This window comes from Rhodococcus wratislaviensis (genome assembly GCF_041228765.1).
Lineage (GTDB): Bacteria > Actinomycetota > Actinomycetes > Mycobacteriales > Mycobacteriaceae > Rhodococcus_F > Rhodococcus_F wratislaviensis.
In genome coordinates this window covers 2,887,658-2,910,120 of the sequence record NZ_CP150488.1, presented here as the reverse complement: position 1 = coordinate 2,910,120, position 22,463 = coordinate 2,887,658, and the positions used below count along the sequence as shown (strand labels likewise).

Below are 22,463 nucleotides of genomic sequence, written 5' to 3'. Positions count from 1 at the left end.
TTCAACCACTTCGACCTATTCCGGAAACAGCTGCGGGCGGCAAGCGCAGTGCGCTTGCCGCCCTCGGCGACGTTCGAACGAACCCGATCAGTGCATCATGACCGTCGGGGCATCTTCGGCCTCGAGACGCGGGTTGACCGACTTCTTCCGCGGCAGCATGAACGCCGGGATGAGCGTCAATGCGATCAGCACGGTGGCGACCAGGAACGTGTTGCCGAACGCATCGGCGGCCTGGCTCAGGACCTGGTCCACCATCCCGGGAGGCTCCTGCGCGGCGACCTCGGGCACGTGCTGCATCGCGACGGTCTGGCTGTCGAGACCGCGATCGAGCAGCTGGTTGGTGAGGACCACCGACATGACGGCGGTACCGATCGAACCGGCGGTCTGCTGGACGATGTTCATCAGCGTGGAACCGCGCGCAACCTGCTCGTTGGACAGCGTGACGATCGCTGCGGTCATCAGCGGCATCATCGTGCAGCCCATGCCCATGCCCATCACGAACAGCGCACCCATCAGCAGCCAGGTCGGCGAGTCCGACGCCACCTGGGTGAAGACACCGAGACCGATCAGGATCAGCGGCAGACCCGTCAGCACGATCTTGCCGGGGCCGATCTTGTCGACGAGACGTCCGGCCACCGGCATGGTCAGCATCGCGCCGATACCCTGCGGAGCCATCAGCAGACCGGCTGCGAGCGTGGTGTGCCCGCCGACCTGGATGAAGTAGCTGGGGAACAGCAGACCGGCACCCATGAACGCGACGATGAACAGCGAGGTCGTGATGACCGCGACCGACAGCTGCCGGTTCTTGAACAGGTGCAGATCGATCAGCGGGTGATCCTTGCGGAGTGCGTGGAACACGAACGCGACGATCAGCGCCAGGCCGATCGCACCGGACACGAGCACACGAGCCGAAGCGACCGTGCCCACCTCCGGGATGGACGACACACCGAACAGGAACAGTGCCAGACCCGGCGAGAGCAGCAGCATGCCGAGGAAGTCGAACGACTCCGAGGGCGACGCGTTGTCGGACGGCAGGATGATGAACGCAGCAGCCAGAGCGATGATGCCGATGGGCAGGTTGATCAGGAAGATCCAGTGCCAGCTCGCCGCCTCGATCAGCCAGCCGCCGAGGATCGGACCACCGATCGGGCCGAGCAGCATGGGGATTCCGAGAACCGCCATGACCCGGCCGACGCGGTCGGGGCCGGCCGCCTTCGTCATGATCGTCATACCCAGCGGCATCAACATGCCGCCGCCGAGGCCCTGCAGGACGCGGAAGCCGATGAGCGACGTGATGTCCCACGCGAAGCTACAGAGCACCGAGCCGAGGACGAACAGCACGAGCGCCGTCATGTAGAGACGCTTGGTGCCGAATCGGTCGGCCGCCCACCCGGTGACGGGAATGACGGTGGCCAGGGCGAGCGTGTACGCGGTCATCGTCCATGCGACGGTGGCGTACGTGGTGTCGAATTCCGTGGCGAACGTCGGCAACGCGACGCTGACGACGGTCACGTCGAGGATCGACATGATGGCACCGAGCACCACCACGGACGCGATCTTGAGGACCGTGCCGTCGAGCTTGTCGGGCGCCGCGTTCGCGGCGGTCGGCGATGTCATCCGAGTATCTCCTGGTTGAGTTCTCGCAGGGACTCCCCCGCGAGGATCGGTTGTAGTGCCTCGATCAGCCGGGTCCGCTCGATCTCCGGAACCCGCCATGCGAACCGTCGCAACTGATCACGCTTGCATTCGATGTGCTGGGTAGCGACCTTATGTCCGGCCTCCGACAAGGAGACCCGCTTGACCCGCCGATCGCGTTCGTCCTCCCGGCGAACGACCAGACCCAGTTTCACGAGTTGATCGACATTCCGGCCCGCCGCGGCCACCGAGAGCCGCAACCGTTCGGCCACCTCGTTGATCGGAAGTGGTTCACCGTGCTGAACCAGCGCGAAGAGCATGCGCACCTGCGAAAACGTGAGGTCCAGCTCGATGAGGTTGTCCATCGACTCCGACTCCCCCGCACTCAACACCTGGGTGAAGAAATCGTTGAGTAGTTCGAAGAGAAGATCAGGAGATTTGTCGGGCACCCTCGAATGCTAGCGCTCATGCAACTATTGCCCAAGGACAACTATGGCGCAACCGAATAAATGGTGTCAGGTATCACATTCCCCGGCGGCACGCTCGACCTGCGGGTTCAGTCCTGGACGAGCACTGCTTTGCCCAGCACGAGGCCGGCCTCGAGATCGCGCAGCGCATCCGCAGCCTGCTCGAGCGGATACCGGGACGTGACCACGGGACGCAATCCGCGCTCCACGTGCCGGACCAACGCGGCATGCACCTCTTCCAGCGCATTCGGTTCGGTCCGGATGAACTCACCCCACGCCGCACCCACGATGCTGATGTTGCGGAACAGCACCCGGTTCACCTTGACCTCGGAGATCGCCCCTCCCGCGAAACCGATCACGACGAGCCGGCCTTCCGGGGCCAGTACCCGGACGGCCTCGTCGAATGCGTCGCCGCCGACCGGGTCGACCACGATCTGCGCGCCCCGGCCGCCGGTCAGTTCACGGACCCGGGCGCCCCAGCCGTCTTCGAGGCGGACGACGTCGTCGGCCCCCAGTTCGCGCAGGAAGTCGTCGGCCCCGTCCCGGCGCACCACCGCGATCACGCGGGCGCCGTGCGCCTTCGCCAGCTGGATGGTGGACGTCCCCACCCCACCCGCCGCGCCGAGGACGACGACGGTTTCGCCTGCCCGCAGCCGAGCCCGGCGCTCCAGCGCGAATTCCATCGTCTGGTAGTTGACGATCAGCGACGCCGCTTCGTCGAAATCCAGGATCGACGGAATGGGCAGCACCTGCGCCGGCAGCACCGCGACCCGTTCGGCGTAACCGCCGACCTGCGACGCCGCGAGCACCCGGTGACCGGGCTCGAATCCGCTGTCGGCCGGTGCCGACACCACCACACCCGCGACTTCGGCGCCGGGAACGAAAGGCAGCTCGGGGCCGAGCTGATATTTGCCGTAGCTGATCAGCAGGTCGGGGAAGCACACGCCGCTGGCCTTGACGTCGATCAGGACCAGCCCCTCGGCCGCCGGTTCGGGTATGTCCTGCAGCGTCATGCCGCCCGGCCCCGACAGCTCCGTCACCACCACTGCGCGCATGCTCGAAACACTAGACGCGCAGGGGTGGCGGGAGGCGTCAACGAGCGAAGAGCCGCTTCCGCCTACGGGCGACGGACACCAGCTCGACCTTGTCGGTCATCTTCACGCGGGGCCGGCCGGACCCCTCGGCGCGGCCGGTCTCCGCCTTGTCGATCGCCCGCCACCCGGGGAAGCCGATCTGTTCCGGCTGGCGCCGCTCGATCAGCTTCTTCACGTCCTTGCGGGTGCCGACCGTGCCGAGGAGTTCTCCTGCCTCGAAATCCGCGAGCAGCGACGACACCGTCTCCTTGGCGCACGCCTTGTTGGTGCCGATCACACCGCTGGGACCGCGCTTGATCCATCCGGTCACGTACACCCGGTCGGTGACCCGGCCGTGCTCGTTGGGGATCACGCCGCGCTTCTCGTCGAACGCGACACCGCCGACGGGATTGCCGCGGTATCCGATGGATCGCAGGACGAGCGAGGTGTCCAGCGAGCCTTCCTCGCCCCGAGCCCGGGCGGACAACGTGCCGGACTCGTCGACCACCAGTTCGTTACGTCCGTAGCGCAGGGCCTCGGCCTTGCCGGATCCGGCGACCTCGAGCGGCGACGTCAGGTAGCGGAACACGATGCGCTTGCGACCGGGCCGCGGGGCACGCTGCGCGAACTCCCGCGCCAGCCGGACCTTCATCGCGGTGGCGGGATCGTCGAGCAACGCCTCGCTGGCCGGGTCGAGGTCGAGGTCGGCGTCGTCGATGACGACGTCCACGTTCTCGAGGTCGCCCAGCGCCAGGAACTCGGGGTTGCTGTAGGCGGCCTGCGCGGGCCCGCGGCGGCCGAGGAGCACGACCTCCTCGATGTTGCTGCGCCGCAGCGCGGCCAGGGCGTGATCGGCGATGTCCGTCCGTTCCAGCTCCTCGACGTTCATCGTGAGGATGCGGGCCACGTCGAGCGCGACGTTGCCGTTGCCGACGATCACCGCGCGCTTCGCGGACAGGTCGAACGTGCGCTCCGCGTAGTCCGGGTGGCCGTTGTACCAGGCCACGAACTCGGTGGCGGCGTGCACGCCGGGAAGATCCTCGCCCGCGATTCCCAGACGCCGGTCGCTCGACGCCCCGACGGCGTAGATCACGGCGTGGTGGTTCTCCAGCAGCTCGTCGTGGGTGACGTGTTTGCCGACCTCGACGTTGAGGTGGAACTCGAAGTTCGGCCGGTCGAGGCTCCACTCGAACATCCGGGTCACCTCCTTGGTGCCCGGGTGGTCGGGCGCGACACCGGCGCGGACGAGTCCCCACGGCGTCGGGAGCTTCTCGAACATCTCGACCTCGACGTCCGAACGTTCGAGCAGTTCACCGGCGGCGTAGCAGGCCGCGGGCCCGGCGCCGACGACGGCGACCCGGAGCTTCCCGAGGTCGCGGCGCGGCGGAGTCGCGGGCGTGAGAGGGATCCACCCGGTCGGCATGGGGTTGGTCGTGTAGTACTCGGCGTTGATGTCCTTGTAGCGGGCGAGCGAGCCGACGAGCTTGTCTTCCGGGAAGATCGCGTCGACCGGACAGGCATCGACGCAGGCCCCGCAGTCGATGCAGGTTTCCGGGTCGATGTGCAGCATCTCGGTCTGCGCGAATTCCCGCTCCTCCGGTGTCGGATGGATGCAGTTCACGGGGCATGCGGAGACGCAGCTCGCGTCGTTGCAGCACGCCTGGGTGATGACATATGCCATTGCGGTTTCCTCACACCTGTCCGGACCATCGAACTCGTTTGTGTTACACGTAGTAACAGTTATATGAACTGTACTGAGAATCGCGTCCGCAAACAAGCACCGGTGCCGGATGGAAGAATCAGGGCTCCGTCCACAAGCGAAGGAACCGCATCTTGGCACTCGACCGACCCCTCGCCGCTCGACCCTCACGTGGCCGCGTCTTCGAGACGTCCTGGCCGGTCCGCACCGGCGACATCGATGCGGCCAAGCGTCTGCGCCTCGACGGGATCGCGCGTTATCTGCAGGACGCGGGTCTGGACAACCTCGACGCGGTCGACGCCGCCGACAGCCACCCGCTGTGGATCGTCCGGCGCACCGTCATCGACGTCGTCCGGCCCGCGGTGTGGCCCGAGCGGGTGCACCTCCGGCGCTGGTGCTCGGCGCTGTCGACCCGCTGGACGAACATGCGGGTCCAGATCGAGGGTGAGGCGGGCGCCCTCATCGAGACCGAAGGTTTCTGGATCCACATCAGCGGCGAAACGGGAATGCCCACCCGCATCGACGACGGGTTCATCGAACGCCTCGGGGAGTCGGCGGAGGAACACCGGCTCAAGTGGAAGCGGTGGCTCGTCGAGAATGCTCCGGCCGCCGACGAGGACGGCATCGTGGATACCGAGTTCGTCCTGCGCCGCACCGACATCGACCCATTCGACCACGTCAACAACGCCGTCTACTGGCAAGCCGTCGAAGAACTGATCGCCGACCACGAGCATCCGGGCGGCGGCCGCCTCGTCGACAACCCCCATCGCGCCGTGCTCGAGTACCTCTCGCCCATCGTGTCGACCGACGAGATCGTCCTGCGTTCGCGGCGGGACGAGACGTCGCTGACCGTATGGTTCCTGGTCGACGACGCCCTGCGCGCCGTGGCCCGGGTCGGGCCCCTCGCCACCTGATCAGACCATTTGCTGGGTGCCGATCACCCGCAGCAGGTCGAGCCTGGCCCGCGCGTCGGAGCCCGGCTGCGGCATGTACACGAGCAGATGCTGGTAGGCGCTCGGGGTCAGCAGCGTCTCGCAGACGAGGTCGATGCGTCCGACCTCGGCGTGGAGGACGGTCTTGGTGTCGGACCGCCGGACGGCCACATCGTGTCGGTCCCAGAGCGCCGCGAACTCCGCGCTGCTCTCGTAGAGGCGGTCCACCAGTTCCGACACGTCGGCGTCACCGGCCCGCCGGGCGGCCGTCGCCCGCAGATCCGCGACGTGGTTTCCGGCGAGCCGCTCGTGATCGTCCTCGGGAAACATCCCGCGCTCGCCGGGATGCGCGAACCACCGCCACGGCACGTACCGATCGAGACCTGAATACCGGGACGCGTCGCCGAACAGGATCACGTGCATGCGGTTCTGGACCAGAACTTCCCCGAGATCCGAGATGACGCAGCCCGGGGTGTCGTCGAGCTTGTCGAGCAGGTGCAGCAGTCCCGGTCCGACGTGCTTGTTTCCCGCGGCCCGCATCGGCGGCACCTGTCCCGACAACAGGTAGAGGTGGTCTCGCTGATCGTCGGTCAGCCGCAGCGCCCGCGCGATCGACGCCAGGACCTGCGTCGACGGATGCGGGCCGCGTGCCTGCTCGAGTCGCGTGTAGTAATCCGTCGACATACCCGCGAGCATCGCCACCTCGTCGCGCCGGAGCCCCGGCGTCCGCCGACGCAGTCCCGGTGGCAATCCGACGTCGGCCGGGACGAGCTGTTCCCTGCGACGGCGGAGGAAATCGGCCAACTCGGAGCGGTTCATGCATCAACTGTGCCGGACCCGCCGGAGCGCTGCCAGGGATCGCCGGTCCCCCGATGAACGGTCTCTGGTTGCCGCTCCCGGCGACGGCGACGCTGGTGTCAGTCCGGAACAGACACCGACCATCGGAGCAGAACATGATCAGCACCACCGCACTCGGAACCACCGGTCCCACCGTCAGCCGGCTCGGCCTCGGCGCCATGGGCATGTCCGGGATGTACGGCAGGACGGACGACGTGGAGTCCGTCGCCACCATCCACGCGGCGCTCGACGCCGGGATCGACCTCGTCGACACCGGGGACTTCTATGGATCGGGCCACAACGAGTCCCTGATCGGCAAGGCCCTCGCCGGCCGCCGACGCGAGGACGTGACCCTCAGCGTCAAGTTCGGCGGTCTGCGCGGACCCGGCGGCTCGTGGGCCGGAGTCGACACGCGACCCGAGTCGATCCGCAACTTCCTCGCATACTCGCTGCAGCGTCTCGGCGTCGACTACATCGACGTCTACCGCCCCGCCCGTCTCGACCCCGCCGTGCCGATCGAGGACACCGTGGGAACGATCGGTGAACTCGTCGAGGCCGGCTACGTGCGCCACATCGGCCTGTCCGAGGTGGGTCCCGAGACCCTTCGCCGAGCGGCGGCGGTGCACCCGATCGTGGATCTGCAGATCGAGTACTCGCTCATCTCCCGGGGGATCGAGACCGAGATCCTGCCGCTCTGCCGGGAACTCGGGATCGGCGTGACAGCCTACGGCGTGCTCTCCCGAGGCCTGCTCAGCGACTCGCTGCGCACCGACCAGACTCTCGCGGCCGACGACTTCCGCGCGCACAGCCCCCGGTTCCAGGGCGAGAACCTCCGGCAGAACCTCACCCTCGTCGACTCGCTCGCCGCAGTGGCCGCGCAGCACGGGGTGAGCGTCGCGCAGCTGGCGATCGCGTGGGTTCTCGCCCAGGGCGACGACATCGTGCCCGTCGTCGGAGCGCGTACCGTCGCCCGGCTCGCGGAGACGCTCGGCGCACTCGACGTCCACCTCGGTGCCGGTGACCTCGCGGCCATCGCCGCAGCGGTTCCCGACACCGCAGTCGCCGGGGAACGCTACGCGCCCGCGCAGATGGCCCAGCTCGACAGTGAACGTGCCGGCGTGGGGAGCTAGCGTCTAGCCATGGCCTCGCACAGCTCGTCGCGGAATCGCACCCTGATCCTGATGCGCCACGGCAAGTCGGCGTACCCGGAGGGGGTCGCGGATCACGAGCGGCCGTTGGCGCCGCGCGGACGCAAGCAGGCAGGACTGGCCGGTGAGTGGCTGCGGTCGACTCAGCCGCCGATCGACGCCGTGCTGTGTTCGACCGCTCGCCGCACCCGGGAAACGCTGGAGGCGACCCGGGTCGGCGCTCCGGCCCGGTTCGCCGAGGAGTTGTACGGCGCGTACCCGTCCGAGGTGCTTATGGAGATCGTGCGGGTCGAACCGTCGGTACGCACGCTGCTCGTGGTCGGGCATGTTCCCGGCATGCCGTCGACGGCACTGGATCTGGCGGGCAACCCCGATACCGGGGATGCCGACCTGATGCGGGAGAAGTTCCCGACGTCTGCGCTCGCCGTCCTCACGGTGCCGTGCGAATGGGACGAACTGACGTCGAGCGCGGCGTCACTCGCCGCGTTCCACGTTCCGCGGTAGCGGCGTCAGAACAGCTTCCGGCCGACGACGGCGACGACACCCAGAATCAGGACCAGCACGAGGGCCGACCAGAATCCGAACAGCCACCACACCACCCCGAAGACGACCAGCGCCGGTGCCACGGTGATGAGTGCGATCGTGGGGCTTTCCCGCAGCACTTCGAGTGCCGACTCGGTCTTGACGCGGTCGATCTTCTTCTCGGACATCTCGTCTCCGTTCAGCGAACCACGCATATCGGACAGGTGTGGTCGAGGATAGTCTTCACGGGACGAGAACCGGCTCGAGCGAGGGCACGCGAGCGGCGAGGAGATGGGGAAAGCGCAGTGACCACCCGACAGGAGAAGGCCGCTCAGACACGCCAGGACCTGCTCGACGCAGCCAGAGTGGTCTTCGAACGCAAGGGTTACCTGAACGCCACCATCACCGACATCACCACCGAGGCCGGCAAGGCCGCGGGTTCGTTCTACAACCATTTCGACGGCAAGGAAGCGTTGCTCCTCGCGCTCGCGGACGACATCGGCGACGACGCGGACGCACTCATCACCACGTCCCCCGGCGATCTGCGGGACCTCGGCCCTCATCTCGCCGTGTTCTGGCAACTACAGGCGCGGCATCGCACCGTGATGGCCGCGCTCCGCGACGCAGCCCTCGTCGATCCCGACTTCGCGCAGCGGATGCACGACTTCGGGATCGAGCAGATGAAGCCGTGGGCCGAACTCCTCAGGACCCTCGCCGCGGACGGGGCGCACCTCCCCGGCGGCCCCGAGGTCAGTGCCCGGCTGATCGCCGCGGTGGCGACCGCCTTCGTGGGCCTGTGGGACGGCGGCGACGACGAGGGCATCGCCGCGCTCACCCGGTTCGTCGAGCGCGGGCTCCTCGGCTAGCTGCCCGGGAACGTCACGACGTCGAGGTACAGCGGCATCTCGTCGGTGCGCGATCCGGTCTGCGTCCCCGCCTCGTCGACCACCGCGGCGCCGGCGGTCGCGGCGGCCTCGAGACTCTCCCCCGTCACCCGTCCGTCGAGGTCGAAGTTCTCGAATTCGAACGGAATGCCGTTCGCCGCCAGAAAGTCCGGCCCGTCCATCAGATGGAAGTGCAGATGCGGCGCGTCGGTGTTTCCGCTGTTGCCCAGCAGCCCGATCTGGTCTCCCGCCCGCAGGTCCTGGCCGACGCTGATGTCGTCGACGCTGCCGGGCTGCAGGTGCGCGTAGAACGCGTACCGTCCGTTCCCGATGTCCTGGACGACGTGGTTTCCGCCGTACTGGTCGAGGGGCAGTCCCTGCGGAGTGGCACCCGGAACCTGTTCGGACAGATCGCCCACGACGGCGATCACCTTGCCGTCCGACACCGCGCGGACCGGTGCGCCGTAGTACTCGTAGCTGGACAGCTGGGTCTGGTCACCGACGTAGATGCGTCCCTGTTCGTCGAGCTGGACGAAATCGATCGCGAAGCGCTCGGCGGCGAGCATCCGGCCGTTGATGGGCAGGACGGCCGCGCGGTGGGACGTGACCGTGCAGCAGCCGGTGCCGTCGAGCCAGCGTGGACCGTCGAGGGGCGCGCGGATACGGACGGCGTCGCGGGTGTCGACTTCGGTGTCCGCTACGTTCTCGGCGAGCTGCGACGGCACGAGTGACGTCGCCTGCGGGAAGTCGACGTTCACGACGTGGCCGAGACTGCCGGGCACGTCGTCGGGACTGTTCAGCGTCGCATCGATCCACACCAGCCCCTGCTGTCCGGGGGCGAGGACGGTGCCGGTCTTCGGGCCTCCGCCGAGGGCCTGGAACCACGGCGTCAGCGCCTCGCCACTCAGGTCCACCAGCGTGCGGCCGTCACCCTTCACCTGCAGCGACGTAATCGTCGCCGGCTGCGACCCGGTGTTCGTCAACCGCAGTTCGTAGGCCAGGTGCACGCGACCGTCGCTGCCCGTCACCGGGATCGGTGGGGCCACCACATCCGCGACCACCGGAGTGAGCACCGCGGGACCGGCGGACGTGGCAGGCGCCGCCGACGACGTCGCCTCGCTCTGCTGGTCGTCCGACGCCGTGCAGGAGGTCGCGGCCCCCACGACGACGGCGATCAGGAGTGCGATGGCGAACCTCGACCGGGCCATCATCCGACGCTAGCAACGGCGAACATCCGGCGACAAGGCATGGAGGGCGACAAGGCATGGAAACAGATGAAGGCCCCACCCCCGAAGAGAGAGGGGTGGGGCCTTCGTCCTTGGTGAGTGCTCGGCGAGTCCGAGGACTCGTCAACCGCTCACGGGCGCGGAGCGCCTACCGGTAATCGTTGCTGAAACCGTAATCGTCCAGCGGCACCGCGGCACCGGTGTTCTGGCCGAAGCCGTCCGGGCTGTAGTACTGGTCGTCGTAGGACGGAACCGCGTACGCAGCAGCGCGGGCCTCTTCGGTCGGCTGAACCTGAATGTTGCGGTAACGGTTGATACCGGTACCGGCAGGGATCAGCTTTCCGATGATCACGTTTTCCTTCAGACCGATCAGCTTGTCCGAGCGGCAGTTGATCGCCGCATCGGTCAAGACGCGAGTGGTCTCCTGGAACGACGCCGCGGACAGCCACGAGTCGGTCGCCAGCGATGCCTTGGTGATACCCATCAGCACCGGACGTCCGGCTGCCGGCTCGCCCCCCTCGGCGACGACACGGCGGTTGGCCGCTTCGAAGTCCGCACGCTCGGTCAGCGAACCGGGCAGGAACTCCGTGGCGCCCGAGTCGATGATCGTCACGCGACGCAGCATCTGGCGCACGATGACCTCGATGTGCTTGTCGTGGATCGACACACCCTGGCTCCGGTACACCTCCTGGACCTCGTTGACGAGGTGGATCTGCACCTGACGGGGGCCCATGACACGCAGCACCTCGTGCGGATCGGCAGCACCTTCCATGAGCTGCTGACCGACCTCGACGTGGTCACCGTCGGCCAGAAGGCGTTCGGTGCCGTCGTCGTGCTTGAAGACACGCAGACGCTGGCGCTTCGAGAGCTTGTCGTAGACAACCTCTTCGCCACCGTCGTCCGGGACGATGGTGATCTTGTAGAAGCGGTCGCCGTCCTCGAGCTGCACGCGGCCACTGACGTCGGCGATCGGGGCCTTGCCCTTGGGGACGCGGGCCTCGAACAGCTCCTGAACACGCGGCAGACCACCGGTGATGTCGTCTCCGGCGACACCACCCTGGTGGAACGTACGCATGGTCAGCTGGGTACCGGGCTCACCGATGGACTGCGCGGCGACGATACCGACGGCCTCACCGATGTCGACGAGCTTGCCGGTGGCCATGGAGCGGCCGTAGCAGGTGGCGCAGACGCCGGTGCCGGTGGTGCAGGTGAGCACCGAACGGACCTTGACCTGCGTGATGCCTGCCTCGAGCAGCGCGTCGATAGCCGGGTCACCCAGGTCGTGTCCACGCTCGACGATGACGTTGCCGTTCTCGTCGACCGCGTCGGCGGCCAGGGTGCGGGCGTACGTGCTCGTCTCCACGTGAGCGTCGCGGATCAGCGTGCCGTCGGCCTGCTTCTCGGCGATCGTGGTGACGATGCCGCGCTCGGTTCCACAGTCGACCTCGCGGACGATGACGTCCTGCGAGACGTCCACCAGACGACGGGTCAGGTAACCCGAGTCGGCGGTGCGGAGCGCGGTATCGGCCAGACCCTTACGGGCACCGTGCGTGTTGATGAAGTACTCGAGAACGGTCAGGCCTTCCTTGAAGGAAGACTTGATCGGACGCGGGATGAACTCACCCTTCGGGTTGGTCACCAGACCCTTCATACCGGCGAGCGAACGAACCTGAGTCATGTTGCCGGCGGCGCCGGACTTCACGATCATCGGGATCGGGTTGTCGTCGGGGAAGTGGGCCTCCATGGCCTTACCGACCTCGTCGGTGGCCTCGGACCAGATCTTGACCAGGGCGCTGTTGCGCTCGGTCTTGTTCAGGGCACCACGCTGGTACTTCTTCTCGATCTGATCGGCCTGAGCCTCGAAGGACTCCATGATCTGAGCCTTCTCCGGCGGCACGAGGACGTCGGAGATCGAGACCGTGACACCCGAACGCGTGGCCCAGTAGAAACCGGCGTCCTTCAGCTTGTCGACGGTCTGCGCGACCACGATCATGGGGTAACGCTCGGCGAGATCGTTGATGATCGTCGCCTGACGCTTCTTCGGCATCTGCTCGTTGACGAACGGGTAGTCCGCGGGCAGCAGCTCGTTGAAGAGCACGCGACCCAGCGTCGTCTCCGCGGTCCAGCCGTCACCGTAGTTCCAGCCCTCGGGGAACAGCTCCGACTCGATGTCGCGGGGCGGGCGCTGCTGCGTGAGCCGCACCTTGATCTTCGCCTGCACGACGAGCGCGCCACGATCGACGGCCATCTGAGCCTCGGCAGGCGAGGAGTACACGCCCTGCTCCGCCTCGTCACTGGTCGACGCTGCGAGCTCGCCGATCGCACCCTCGTCCAACCGGGTCAGGTGGTACAGACCGGTGACCATGTCCAGACGGGGCATGGCGAGCGGTCGACCCGACGCGGGCGACAGGATGTTGTTCGACGACAGCATCAGGATGCGAGCCTCGGCCTGCGCCTCCGCGGACAGCGGAAGGTGCACGGCCATCTGGTCACCGTCGAAGTCGGCGTTGAAGGCCTCACACACCAGCGGGTGGAGCTGAATGGCCTTACCCTCGACCAGCTGCGGCTCGAATGCCTGGATGCCCAGGCGGTGCAGCGTCGGTGCACGGTTCAGCAGCACGGGGTGCTCGGCGATGACCTCTTCGAGGACGTCCCACACCTGTGCGCGCTGACGTTCCACCATGCGCTTGGCGGACTTGATGTTCTGCGCGTGGTTCAGGTCGACCAGGCGCTTCATCACGAAGGGCTTGAACAGCTCGAGAGCCATCAGCTTCGGCAGACCGCACTGGTGCAGCTTGAGCTGCGGGCCGACGACGATGACGGAACGACCCGAGTAGTCGACGCGCTTACCGAGCAGGTTCTGGCGGAAACGACCCTGCTTGCCCTTGAGCAGGTCGCTCAGGGACTTCAGCGGACGGTTACCGGGACCGGTGACGGGACGGCCACGACGGCCGTTGTCGAACAGCGCGTCCACGGACTCCTGCAGCATCCGCTTCTCGTTGTTGACGATGATCTCGGGGGCACCGAGGTCGATCAGTCGCTTGAGGCGGTTGTTGCGGTTGATCACGCGGCGGTACAGGTCGTTCAGGTCGGAGGTGGCGAAGCGGCCACCGTCGAGCTGAACCATCGGACGCAGCTCCGGTGGGATCACCGGGACGGCGTTCAGAACCATGCCCATGGGCGAGTTCTGGTTGACCTGGAAGGCTGCGACGACCTTGAGACGCTTCAGTGCGCGGAGCTTCTTCTGCCCCTTGCCGCTGCGGATGGTCTCGCGGAGGTTCTCGGCCTCGGCGTCGATGTCGAAGCTCTCCATGAGCTTCTGGATCGACTCGGCACCCATGGCGCCCGTGAAGTACTCGCCGTAGCGGTCGACGAGTTCGCGGTACAGCAGTTCGTCGACGATGAGCTGCTTGACGCTGAGCTTGGTGAACGTGGTCCAGATCTCGTCGAGACGGTCCAGCTCACGCTGCGCGCGGTCGCGGAGCTGACGCATCTCGCGCTCGCCGCCGTCCTTGACCTTGCGGCGGACGTCGGACTTGGCGCCCTCCGCCTCCAGCTCGGCGATGTCGGCTTCGAGCTTCTGAGCGCGGGCCTCGAGGTCGGCGTCACGCTGATCCGCGACGGACTTCTTCTCGACCTGCATCTCGGCTTCGAGAGTGGACAGCTCGTTGTGACGCAGTTCCTCGTCGACACCGACGATGACGTACGCGGCGAAGTAGATGATCTTTTCGAGATCCTTCGGCGCCAGGTCGAGCAGGTAGCCGAGACGGCTGGGCACGCCCTTGAAGTACCAGATGTGCGTGACCGGGGCAGCCAGTTCGATGTGTCCCATGCGCTCACGCCGAACCTTGGCGCGGGTCACCTCGACACCGCAGCGCTCACAGATGATGCCCTTGAAGCGGACACGCTTGTACTTACCGCAGTAGCACTCCCAGTCCCGGGTGGGGCCGAAGATCTTCTCGCAGAAGAGGCCGTCCTTCTCGGGCTTGAGCGTGCGGTAGTTGATGGTCTCCGGCTTCTTGACCTCGCCGTAGGACCAATTGCGGATGTCCTCTGCACTGGCGAGGCCAATGCGGAGTTCATCGAAGAAGTTGACGTCGAGCACGTAACTTCCTTTCCCCAGAGGGATTGTGGATCAGCGGTGGCCGCCGATACCTGACTGCCAATTCAAATGTGAACTACGCCCCCGGACCCTGATTTCTCAGGACCCGGGGACCGAAAACCTAGTTCGCGAGGTCGTCGACCGTCGCCGCTTCGTTCCGGGACAAGTTGATGCCCAGGTTCGCTGCGGCCCGCTCCAGGTCCTCGTCGTCACCGTCGGCCATCGCGATGGCCGCGCCGTCCGAGGACAGCACCTCCACGTTGAGGCAGAGCGACTGGAGCTCCTTCAGGAGCACCTTGAACGACTCGGGGATGCCCGGCTCGGGGATGTTCTCGCCCTTGACGATGGCCTCGTACACCTTGACTCGACCCACCACGTCGTCCGACTTGATGGTGAGCAGCTCCTGCAGCGTGTATGCCGCGCCGTAGGCCTGCATCGCCCAGCACTCCATCTCACCGAAGCGCTGGCCACCGAACTGGGCCTTACCGCCGAGCGGCTGCTGGGTGATCATCGAGTACGGACCGGTCGAACGAGCGTGAATCTTGTCGTCGACCAGGTGGTGCAGCTTGATGATGTACATGTAGCCGACCGAGACCGGGTACGGGAACGGCTCGCCGGAACGGCCGTCGAACAACGTGGCCTTTCCGTCGGACGCGACCATGACCTCGCCGTCGCGGTTCGGCAGCGTCGAACCGAGGAGTCCGGTGAGCTCGTCTTCCTTGGCGCCGTCGAACACCGGGGTGGCGATGTTGGAGTCGGCAGGTGCGGACAGCATCTCCTCCGGCAGCTGCTCCGCCCAATCGGGACGGGAGCCGTCGCCGGCGATCTGAACGTTCCAGCCGGTCTTGCCGATCCACCCGAGGTGGGTCTCCAAGATCTGACCGATGTTCATACGACGCGGAACACCGTGGGTGTTCAGAATGATGTCGACCGGAGTGCCGTCGGGCAGGAACGGCATGTCCTCCTGAGGGAGGATCTTGCCGATGACGCCCTTGTTGCCGTGGCGGCCGGCGAGCTTGTCGCCGTCCTGGATCTTGCGCTTCTGTGCCACGTAGACGCGGACCAGCTCGTTGACACCGGGGGGCAGATCGTCGTCGTCGTCGCGCGAGAACACGCGGATGCCGATGACCTTGCCGGTCTCACCGTGGGGGACCTTCAGCGACGTGTCGCGAACCTCGCGAGCCTTCTCACCGAAGATGGCGCGCAGCAGGCGCTCCTCGGGGGTCAGCTCGGTCTCGCCCTTCGGCGTGACCTTTCCGACCAGCACGTCGCCGTCACGAACCTCGGCACCGATACGGATGATGCCGCGCTCGTCGAGGTCGGCGAGGACCTCGTCGGAGACGTTCGGGATGTCGCGAGTGATCTCCTCGGCACCGAGCTTGGTGTCGCGGGCATCGATCTCGTGCTCCTCGATGTGGATCGAGGTCAGGACGTCCTCTTCCACGAGGCGCTGCGACAGGATGATCGCGTCCTCGTAGTTGTGGCCTTCCCACGGCATGATCGCGACGAGCAGGTTCTTGCCGAGCGCCATCTCACCGTTCTCGGTGCAGGGGCCGTCGGCGAGGACCTGTCCGGTCTCGACACGCTGTCCCTCGTCCACGATGGGACGCTGGTTGGCGCAGGTGCCCTGGTTCGAACGCGCGAACTTGCGCATCCGGTACGTCTTGCGGCTTCCGTCGTCGGCCATGACCGTGACGTAGTCGGCGGAGACCTCTTCGACGACACCGGTCTTCTCGGTGACGATGACGTCGCCCGCGTCGACGGCGGCACGCAGTTCCATGCCGGTACCGACCAGCGGAGCCTCGCTGCGAACGAGGGGCACCGCCTGACGCTGCATGTTCGCGCCCATCAGGGCACGGTTGGCGTCGTCGTGCTCGAGGAACGGAATCATCGCGGTCGCGACGGACACCATCTGTCGCGGCGAGACGTCCATGTAGTCGATCTCGGCGGACGAGACGAACTCGACCTCGCCACCCTTACGACGGACCAGAATGCGATCGTCCGTGAAGTGACCGTTGGCGTCGAGGGCCGAGTTGGCCTGTGCGACGACGTGGCGGTCCTCTTCGTCCGCGGTCAGGTAGTCGACCTGGTCGGTGACCTGGCCGTTCTCGACCTTGCGGTACGGCGTCTCGATGAAGCCGAACGGGTTGACCCGTGCGTACACCGACAGCGAACCGATCAGACCGATGTTCGGACCCTCAGGGGTCTCGATCGGGCACATGCGGCCGTAGTGCGACGGGTGAACGTCTCGCACCTCCAGGCCGGCGCGCTCACGGGACAGACCACCCGGGCCGAGGGCGGACAGACGACGCTTGTGCGTCAGCCCCGACAGCGGGTTGTTCTGGTCCATGAACTGCGACAGCTGGGAGGTTCCGAAGAACTCCTTGATCGCAGCCACGACGGGCCGGATGTTGATCAGCGTCTGCGGCGTGATCGCCTCGACGTCCTGGGTCGTCATGCGCTCACGAACCACGCGCTCCATGCGGGACAGGCCCACGCGGATCTGGTTCTGGATGAGCTCACCGACCGTGCGCAGACGACGGTTACCGAAGTGGTCGATGTCGTCGACCTCGACGGGCACCGCACTGCCGCCGGGGGCGGTCATCTCGGTGTCACCGGCGTGCAGGCGAACCAGGTACTCGATGGTGGCGACGATGTCTTCCTCGGTGAGGGTCGACGCGACGATCGGCTGTCCGAGGTTCAGGCCCAGCTTCTTGTTGATCTTGTAGCGACCCACGCGAGCCAGGTCGTAGCGCTTGTCCTTGAAGAACAGGTTCTCCAGGAGCGTCTGCGCACTCTCCTTGGTCGGCGGCTCGCCCGGACGCAGCTTGCGGTAGATGTCGAGCAGCGCCTCGTCGGTGCCTGCGGTGTTGTCCTTCTCGAGCGTCGCCATGAGGATCTCCGAGAAGCCGAAGCGCTCGGTGATCTGCTCGGTGGTCCAGCCGAGGGCCTTCAGCAGCACGGTGACGGGCTGGCGGCGCTTGCGGTCGATACGGACGCCGACCGTGTCGCGCTTGTCCACGTCGAACTCGAGCCATGCACCACGGCCCGGGATGACCTTGACGCTGTGCAGGTCCTTCTCGGTGCCCTTGTCGACGGAGTGGTCGAAGTAGACGCCGGGGGAACGCACCAGCTGCGAGACCACGACACGCTCGGTGCCGTTGATGATGAACGTGCCCTTATCGGTCATCATCGGGAAGTCGCCCATGAAGACCGTCTGGCTCTTGATCTCACCGGTGTTGTTGTTGATGAACTCCGCGGTGACGAACAACGGCGCCGCGTAGGTCATGTCTTTGTCTTTGCACTCGTCCGTCGAGGCCTTCACCTCGTCGAAGCGCGGGTCCGAGAAGGACAGAGACATCGAGCCCGAGAAATCCTCGATCGGGGAAAGCTCCGCGAGAATGTCCTCGAGACCGCCGGAGATTGCGCTGTCGCCACGAGCGGCGGCGCGTTCGCGCCAGCTCTGCGCACCGATCAACCACTCGAACGAATCGGTTTGTACATCAAGAAGCCCGGGAACTTCGAGGGGTTCGCGAATCTTTGCGAACGAAACCCTCTTCGGGGCTCCGGGGATTCCGGAAACTGCCTTGGTCTGGCTAGAGACTGCCAAGATGCGTCCTTCCAGCACCTCACGCGGGCCGCTCTTGCTGTTGCGACCGCCGCTGTATCTGCTTCGAATTTCGCTGGTCACAACCCGAACGAAACTCGTCACAGTTGCTGAAGAGTGAATCACTTCGCAGCGGTGCGGACGAGGGGTGGACAGGAGGCAGCCAGCGCAACGTCCAAAAGTACACCCAAACTCAGTAGATGTCGAGTCGGGCACCCGAAACAGCACCCAGCCGGGCGCTTGGCCACGCGTCACTGCGCATGTTCACGCATCAGAGTGACGCGTGATCATCGCGGCGTCAAGAGTTAGGGGGCGTGTCGCGTCGTTTCGCGAGGCCCAGGGCTGTTCCCGCCGCCCCTTCCCAGCCGCCGACGGGCGGTGAACAATATGCGCACGCGATCGGAAGTCGATTTCTCGAGGGAAGCAGAGCCGTGACGCGCTGGAGTTCGTTCGTCGTCGCCCGTCCGAAGCTGGTTCTCGCCGCCACGGTGCTGCTGGTGCTGCTCGGCGGGGCGTGGGGATCGGGCGTGTTCGACCGGCTGAGCCTCGGCGGGTACACCGATCCGGGCAGCGAGTCCGCGGGCGTCGAGCGCCTGATCGAGGGGACGTTCGGACGGCAGACCCCCGACCTGGCGGTCACCTACCACGCACGTCCGGGTGCGACCATCGACGATCTCGGTCCCGAGGTGACCGCCCACCTCGCGCAGATCGACCCCGGAATGCTCGCCAACACCCCCCTGTCGTACTGGTCGGCGCCGCCGCAGGCGAAGGAGTTCCTGCGGTCCACCGACGGCACCGAGGGACTGGTGGTGCTGTCGCTGAGCGGCGACGAGAACACTCGCATCGCGGCGTACCACGATCTCGAACCCCTGCTGGTCATCGACGGCACGGACGCGGAGTTCAGCGGCTTCAGCGCGGCAGCCAACGCCTTCAACGAGGCGTCCGAGAGGGATCTGCTGCGAGCGGAGGCGGTGTCGTTCCCGCTTCTGCTGCTCCTTCTGCTCGTCATCTTCGGCGGTCTCGTCGGCGCGGCCGTCCCGCTGTGCGTCGGCGGTCTCGCGATCCTCGGCGCCCTCGGCGCTCTGCGCGTGATCTCGTACTTCACCGAGGTCAGCGCATTCTCGGTGAACATCGCGAGCCTCGTCGGGCTCGGCATGTCCATCGACTACGGATTGTTCGTCGTGACCCGGTTCCGTGAGGAGCTGCGGTCCGGCTCCCGCTCGGACGACGCCGTCCGCCGAACGCTCGCCACGGCCGGCCGCACCGTGGGGTTCTCGGCCCTCCTCCTCGTGTGCGGCTTCGTGGGCATGCTCGTGTTTCCCCAGGCCATCGTCCGGTCGTTCGCCTACGGCGGGATGGCAGCCATCGGGATCGCCGCCGTGCTGTCGCTGTCGGCGCTACCCGCTGCACTCGCGCTGCTCGGGCCGCGCATCAACTCGCTGACATGGCGACCGGGTGTGGTCGAACGCGGCGAAGACCGGGCGCACCGGTTCTGGGGCGGCGTCGCCGCCCGCGTCATGCGGCGGCCCGTCCCGATCGCGACGGCCATCGTCGCGGGGTTGCTCGTGCTCGCCGCACCCCTCACCGGCGCGTCACTGGGTGATCTGGACCACACCGGGCTGCCTGCGGCTCACCCGCTCCGGCTCGCCGTCGAGGATCTCGCCACCGACTTTCCGCTCGCCAACAACGGGGCGACGCTGGTCCTGCAGGGCAGCGACGGCAGGGCACCGCCGCCGGCCGCCACTGCGGAGCTCTTCCGGACGACGGCCGCGGTCGACGGCGTCCAGCGGGTGGTCCCGGTCGGTGCCACCGACACGTTCGTCGCCATCCGGGCCGTCTTCGACGACGCCGACCGCACCACGGGGGCCATGGCGACGGCCGCCGCACTGCGCGACCTCCCGCCCCCGGAAGGCACCGAGAAGATGCTGGGCGGGTTAAATGCCCTGACCGCCGACGGACTCGACGCGATGGCCGCGGGACTGCCGTGGATGATCGGGATCATGGTGGGCGTCACCTTCGTGCTGATGTTGCCGGCGTTCCGGTCCGTGGTGCTACCCCTGAAGGCGATCGCGATGGCCACCCTGAGCCTCGCCGCCTCGTTCGGCGTGCTCACGTGGATCTTCGAGGACGGCCACGGTGCTGATCTCCTCGGTGTGACGCCGGGGCCGCTGCCCGCGACGATGGTCGTCCTCATCATCGCGGTGGTGTTCGGGCTCTCCACCGACTACGAGATCTTCCTGATGTCACGAATGGTCGAGGCCCACGACAAGGGCGCGTCGACCGAGGAGGCCGTACGGATCGGTACGGCACATACGGGGCGCATCGTGACTGCGGCCGCGGCGCTGCTGATCGTGGTCACCGGCGCGTTCACGCTGTCGGAATTGACGATGATGCGTTTCATCGGGCTCGGCATGATCGTCGCGCTGCTCATCGACGCCACCGTCATCCGCATGATGCTGGTGCCCGCCCTGGTGAAGCTGATGGGTGAGGCCAATTGGTGGGCGCCGGGATTCCTGGCGCGGAAGTCACCGACTCCCGGTTCCCCCGAGGATCCGAAACCGACACCGCAGCAACAGATTCCCATCCAATCGTGACGAAGACCGGATGGGAATCGGTTCACGTTGCCGGGGAGGGCAATTCAGCGCTCACCCGTCCAGGTATCACGGATCCCGTTCCTGCCCAATTCTTTCCCGGCAGGAGGATCAGCCCTCACTGTCGGAGATGTCGGTCAGCACCCACTTGCCGTCGATCTTCTCCATCTTGATCGACAACGGCGTCGCGGCACTGCCCTGAGCGACGGCATCACCGGTGGCGCTGACGTTCATGTGCGCGAGCAGTTCGGCGCGGTCGCCGTCGAGCATCGTGACCCCGATGTCGGTCACGGAGGCCTGGGTGGCCGTCTTGGTCTGGATGGCGGCCTGCTTGGTGGTGTCGGCGGTCGAGTCGAATTCGTCACGCTTGGCGTCGTCGAGGTAGCCGCGCGCCTTGTCGAAGTCCTGATCGATGGTTTCGTAGCTGTAGGTGTACAGCGTCTCGATCGCCTCGGTTCCCGCCTTGGTCACCTCCGCGGTGGCACCTTCGTCGACCCAGGCGGTGTTCGTGATGTCTGCGCCAGGCTTGAATGCCGCGACGACCGCGAACACCCCGAGTACCACCGCCACGGCTCCGAGGATCCCGACGAGCTTCCAGGTGATCCTGCTGGACCCGCTGTCGGCGGCGGCGGTCTCGGCGGCGGCAGGGGCCTGCTGCGTGCTGATGCGCGGTTGAAGGTTGGGGACCTTCGTCTTTCCCGCGGACGCGGCCTTCGCCGTCGACACCGGCTTGGCCAACGACACAGTCGCGTCCGTGTCGGAGGTCTTCGCCGTCTCGGCGGACGTGGTCGAGGAGGCGACTGCTGCTGCGGTCGTAGCGGCCTCGGGCTTCGCCACCGGTTCCGGCTTCTTCGCCGGTTCCGGCTTCGCCACCGGTTCCGTCTGGGTGACCGGGGTTTCCGATCGGGGCGGCTTCGGCGTCGCCTGACGGGTCCCCGCCACGCGCGGACGCCTGCCCTTTGCAGCGCTGTCCGGCACGTTGTTTCGGCGCTTGGGGGGCATAGTTCACCACTTTCTCATTGCACGACGAGCTGTCGTCGACGTGGACACCGCAGCGACACCCCGCCGCGGCACATCAGGACTACTGACCGCCGCTGTCGCCTTCAGGCGCCTGTTCGGCCGGCGCCTGCTCGGCGGGAGCCGGTTCGGTCGGGGCAGGGGCCGGGGCCGCGCCGTCGGCGGGCACCGGACCGCTCTCGAGCGGAATACGACCGCCCACCGGTTCGACCGACGAGGCCTTCCAGACCCCGTCCACGTCCTGGACGTCCATCCGCATCGTCACCTTGGCCTTGTCGAAGCGGTCGGGCCACGTCGTGGTGACTGCCACGACGACCAGCGCTTTCGCGGTGCCGTCGTCGGTGTTCAGTTCCGTGAGTGTGCCCTGGATCAGCTCGGCCTTGCTCGCCGCACCTGATTGACGCATCTGGTCGGTGAACCCATCCATCGTCGCCTGGAGGTCCTGGTTCATCTTGTCGCCCGTGATCGACGACTTCATGTTCTCGAAGGATCCGTCGAGGTCCTGTGAATCGACCGAGTTGAGGTTGATCGCGGCCTGCTGGGCGCCTGTCAACGCGGAATCGCGTGCGTCGGCGATCGGCTTGTCCACGAAGAGAGCGCGCGCCCACCCGAAGCCAAACCATCCGGCTGCGACAACCGCGATCACCACCAGTGCGGTCACCGCAGCAAACGAGGCCTTCAGAGTTCTGTCCTTCCCCGGAGCCGGTTGTCCCGACTCCGGGG

17 protein-coding genes are annotated in these 22,463 nt (G+C 66.7%); 6 read left to right on the top strand and 11 right to left on the bottom strand.

Annotated elements, in window-relative coordinates:
- Window positions 1-87: 87 nt before the first annotated feature.
- From WKC72_RS13225 to WKC72_RS13210, 4 genes are all read right to left on the bottom strand, one after another.
- Window positions 88-1,617: a DHA2 family efflux MFS transporter permease subunit gene (locus WKC72_RS13225; protein ID WP_037233551.1), complete on the bottom strand. Its 1,530-nt coding sequence runs from the start codon at window positions 1,615-1,617 to the stop codon at window positions 88-90.
- Window positions 1,614-2,084, bottom strand: coding sequence for a MarR family winged helix-turn-helix transcriptional regulator (locus tag WKC72_RS13220; RefSeq protein WP_037233548.1), 471 nt, complete (start codon window positions 2,082-2,084; stop codon window positions 1,614-1,616). Before WKC72_RS13220 ends, WKC72_RS13225 begins: the two co-directional genes overlap by 4 nt.
- Before the next feature lie 107 nt (window positions 2,085-2,191).
- Entirely contained in the window at window positions 2,192-3,157 is a 966-nt protein-coding gene (locus tag WKC72_RS13215) for an NADPH:quinone oxidoreductase family protein (RefSeq protein ID WP_370182868.1), read from the bottom strand.
- A 37-nt stretch (window positions 3,158-3,194) separates the two neighbouring features.
- Window positions 3,195-4,856, bottom strand: a complete 1,662-nt coding sequence (locus tag WKC72_RS13210) for an FAD-dependent oxidoreductase (protein WP_370182866.1) — start codon at window positions 4,854-4,856, stop codon at window positions 3,195-3,197.
- A 152-nt stretch (window positions 4,857-5,008) separates the two neighbouring features.
- Between WKC72_RS13210 and WKC72_RS13205 the strand changes: the two genes are divergently transcribed.
- The gene (locus WKC72_RS13205; RefSeq protein ID WP_037233540.1) at window positions 5,009-5,788 is read left to right on the top strand and encodes an acyl-[acyl-carrier-protein] thioesterase; all 780 of its coding nucleotides are present in this window, start codon (window positions 5,009-5,011) and stop codon (window positions 5,786-5,788) included.
- On the opposite strand, the gene WKC72_RS13200 is transcribed toward WKC72_RS13205, so the two are convergent.
- Entirely contained in the window at window positions 5,789-6,625 is an 837-nt protein-coding gene (locus tag WKC72_RS13200; protein WP_037233537.1) for a helix-turn-helix transcriptional regulator, read from the bottom strand.
- Window positions 6,626-6,759: 134 nt separating this feature from the next.
- Here WKC72_RS13200 and WKC72_RS13195 point away from each other — a divergent pair, with 134 nt between their 5' ends.
- Together WKC72_RS13195 and WKC72_RS13190 are read left to right on the top strand one after the other, a co-directional pair.
- Window positions 6,760-7,773 (top strand): aldo/keto reductase, encoded by a 1,014-nt coding sequence (locus tag WKC72_RS13195; protein ID WP_370182862.1) that lies wholly within the window; start codon window positions 6,760-6,762, stop codon window positions 7,771-7,773.
- Between the two features lie 9 nt (window positions 7,774-7,782).
- A complete protein-coding gene (locus WKC72_RS13190) occupies window positions 7,783-8,295 on the top strand; it encodes a histidine phosphatase family protein (protein ID WP_370182861.1) in 513 nt (170 codons plus the stop codon).
- 5 nt (window positions 8,296-8,300) lie between these two features.
- Here WKC72_RS13190 and WKC72_RS13185 read toward each other — a convergent pair whose 3' ends face one another.
- Window positions 8,301-8,501, bottom strand: a complete 201-nt coding sequence (locus WKC72_RS13185) for a hypothetical protein (RefSeq protein WP_005258232.1) — start codon at window positions 8,499-8,501, stop codon at window positions 8,301-8,303.
- A gap of 117 nt (window positions 8,502-8,618) precedes the next feature.
- Between WKC72_RS13185 and WKC72_RS13180 the strand changes: the two genes are divergently transcribed.
- The gene (locus WKC72_RS13180; protein WP_370182859.1) at window positions 8,619-9,179 is read left to right on the top strand and encodes a TetR/AcrR family transcriptional regulator; all 561 of its coding nucleotides are present in this window, start codon (window positions 8,619-8,621) and stop codon (window positions 9,177-9,179) included.
- On the opposite strand, the gene WKC72_RS13175 is transcribed toward WKC72_RS13180, so the two are convergent.
- The 3 genes from WKC72_RS13175 to WKC72_RS13165 form a co-directional block, all read right to left on the bottom strand.
- Complete coding sequence (locus WKC72_RS13175) at window positions 9,176-10,408, bottom strand: M23 family metallopeptidase (RefSeq protein ID WP_370182857.1); 1,233 nt, start codon at window positions 10,406-10,408, stop codon at window positions 9,176-9,178. The genes WKC72_RS13180 and WKC72_RS13175 overlap by 4 nt on opposite strands.
- Before the next feature lie 163 nt (window positions 10,409-10,571).
- Entirely contained in the window at window positions 10,572-14,528 is a 3,957-nt protein-coding gene (locus WKC72_RS13170) for a DNA-directed RNA polymerase subunit beta' (protein WP_005252128.1), read from the bottom strand.
- A gap of 118 nt (window positions 14,529-14,646) precedes the next feature.
- A complete protein-coding gene (locus tag WKC72_RS13165) occupies window positions 14,647-18,153 on the bottom strand; it encodes a DNA-directed RNA polymerase subunit beta (RefSeq protein ID WP_037233631.1) in 3,507 nt (1,168 codons plus the stop codon).
- Between the two features lie 410 nt (window positions 18,154-18,563).
- Here WKC72_RS13165 and WKC72_RS13160 point away from each other — a divergent pair, with 410 nt between their 5' ends.
- Window positions 18,564-20,726 (top strand): MMPL family transporter, encoded by a 2,163-nt coding sequence (locus WKC72_RS13160; protein ID WP_370182856.1) that lies wholly within the window; start codon window positions 18,564-18,566, stop codon window positions 20,724-20,726.
- A gap of 108 nt (window positions 20,727-20,834) precedes the next feature.
- Here WKC72_RS13160 and WKC72_RS13155 read toward each other — a convergent pair whose 3' ends face one another.
- On the bottom strand, window positions 20,835-21,467 hold the full coding sequence (locus WKC72_RS13155) for a hypothetical protein (RefSeq protein ID WP_370182854.1): 633 nt from the start codon (window positions 21,465-21,467) through the stop codon (window positions 20,835-20,837).
- A 10-nt stretch (window positions 21,468-21,477) separates the two neighbouring features.
- Between WKC72_RS13155 and WKC72_RS13150 the strand changes: the two genes are divergently transcribed.
- Window positions 21,478-21,651 (top strand): hypothetical protein, encoded by a 174-nt coding sequence (locus tag WKC72_RS13150; RefSeq protein ID WP_245973449.1) that lies wholly within the window; start codon window positions 21,478-21,480, stop codon window positions 21,649-21,651.
- A 153-nt stretch (window positions 21,652-21,804) separates the two neighbouring features.
- Here the strand turns inward: WKC72_RS13150 and WKC72_RS13145 are convergent, their stop codons facing one another.
- Window positions 21,805-22,401: a hypothetical protein gene (locus tag WKC72_RS13145; protein WP_037233525.1), complete on the bottom strand. Its 597-nt coding sequence runs from the start codon at window positions 22,399-22,401 to the stop codon at window positions 21,805-21,807.
- Window positions 22,402-22,463 lie beyond the last annotated feature (62 nt).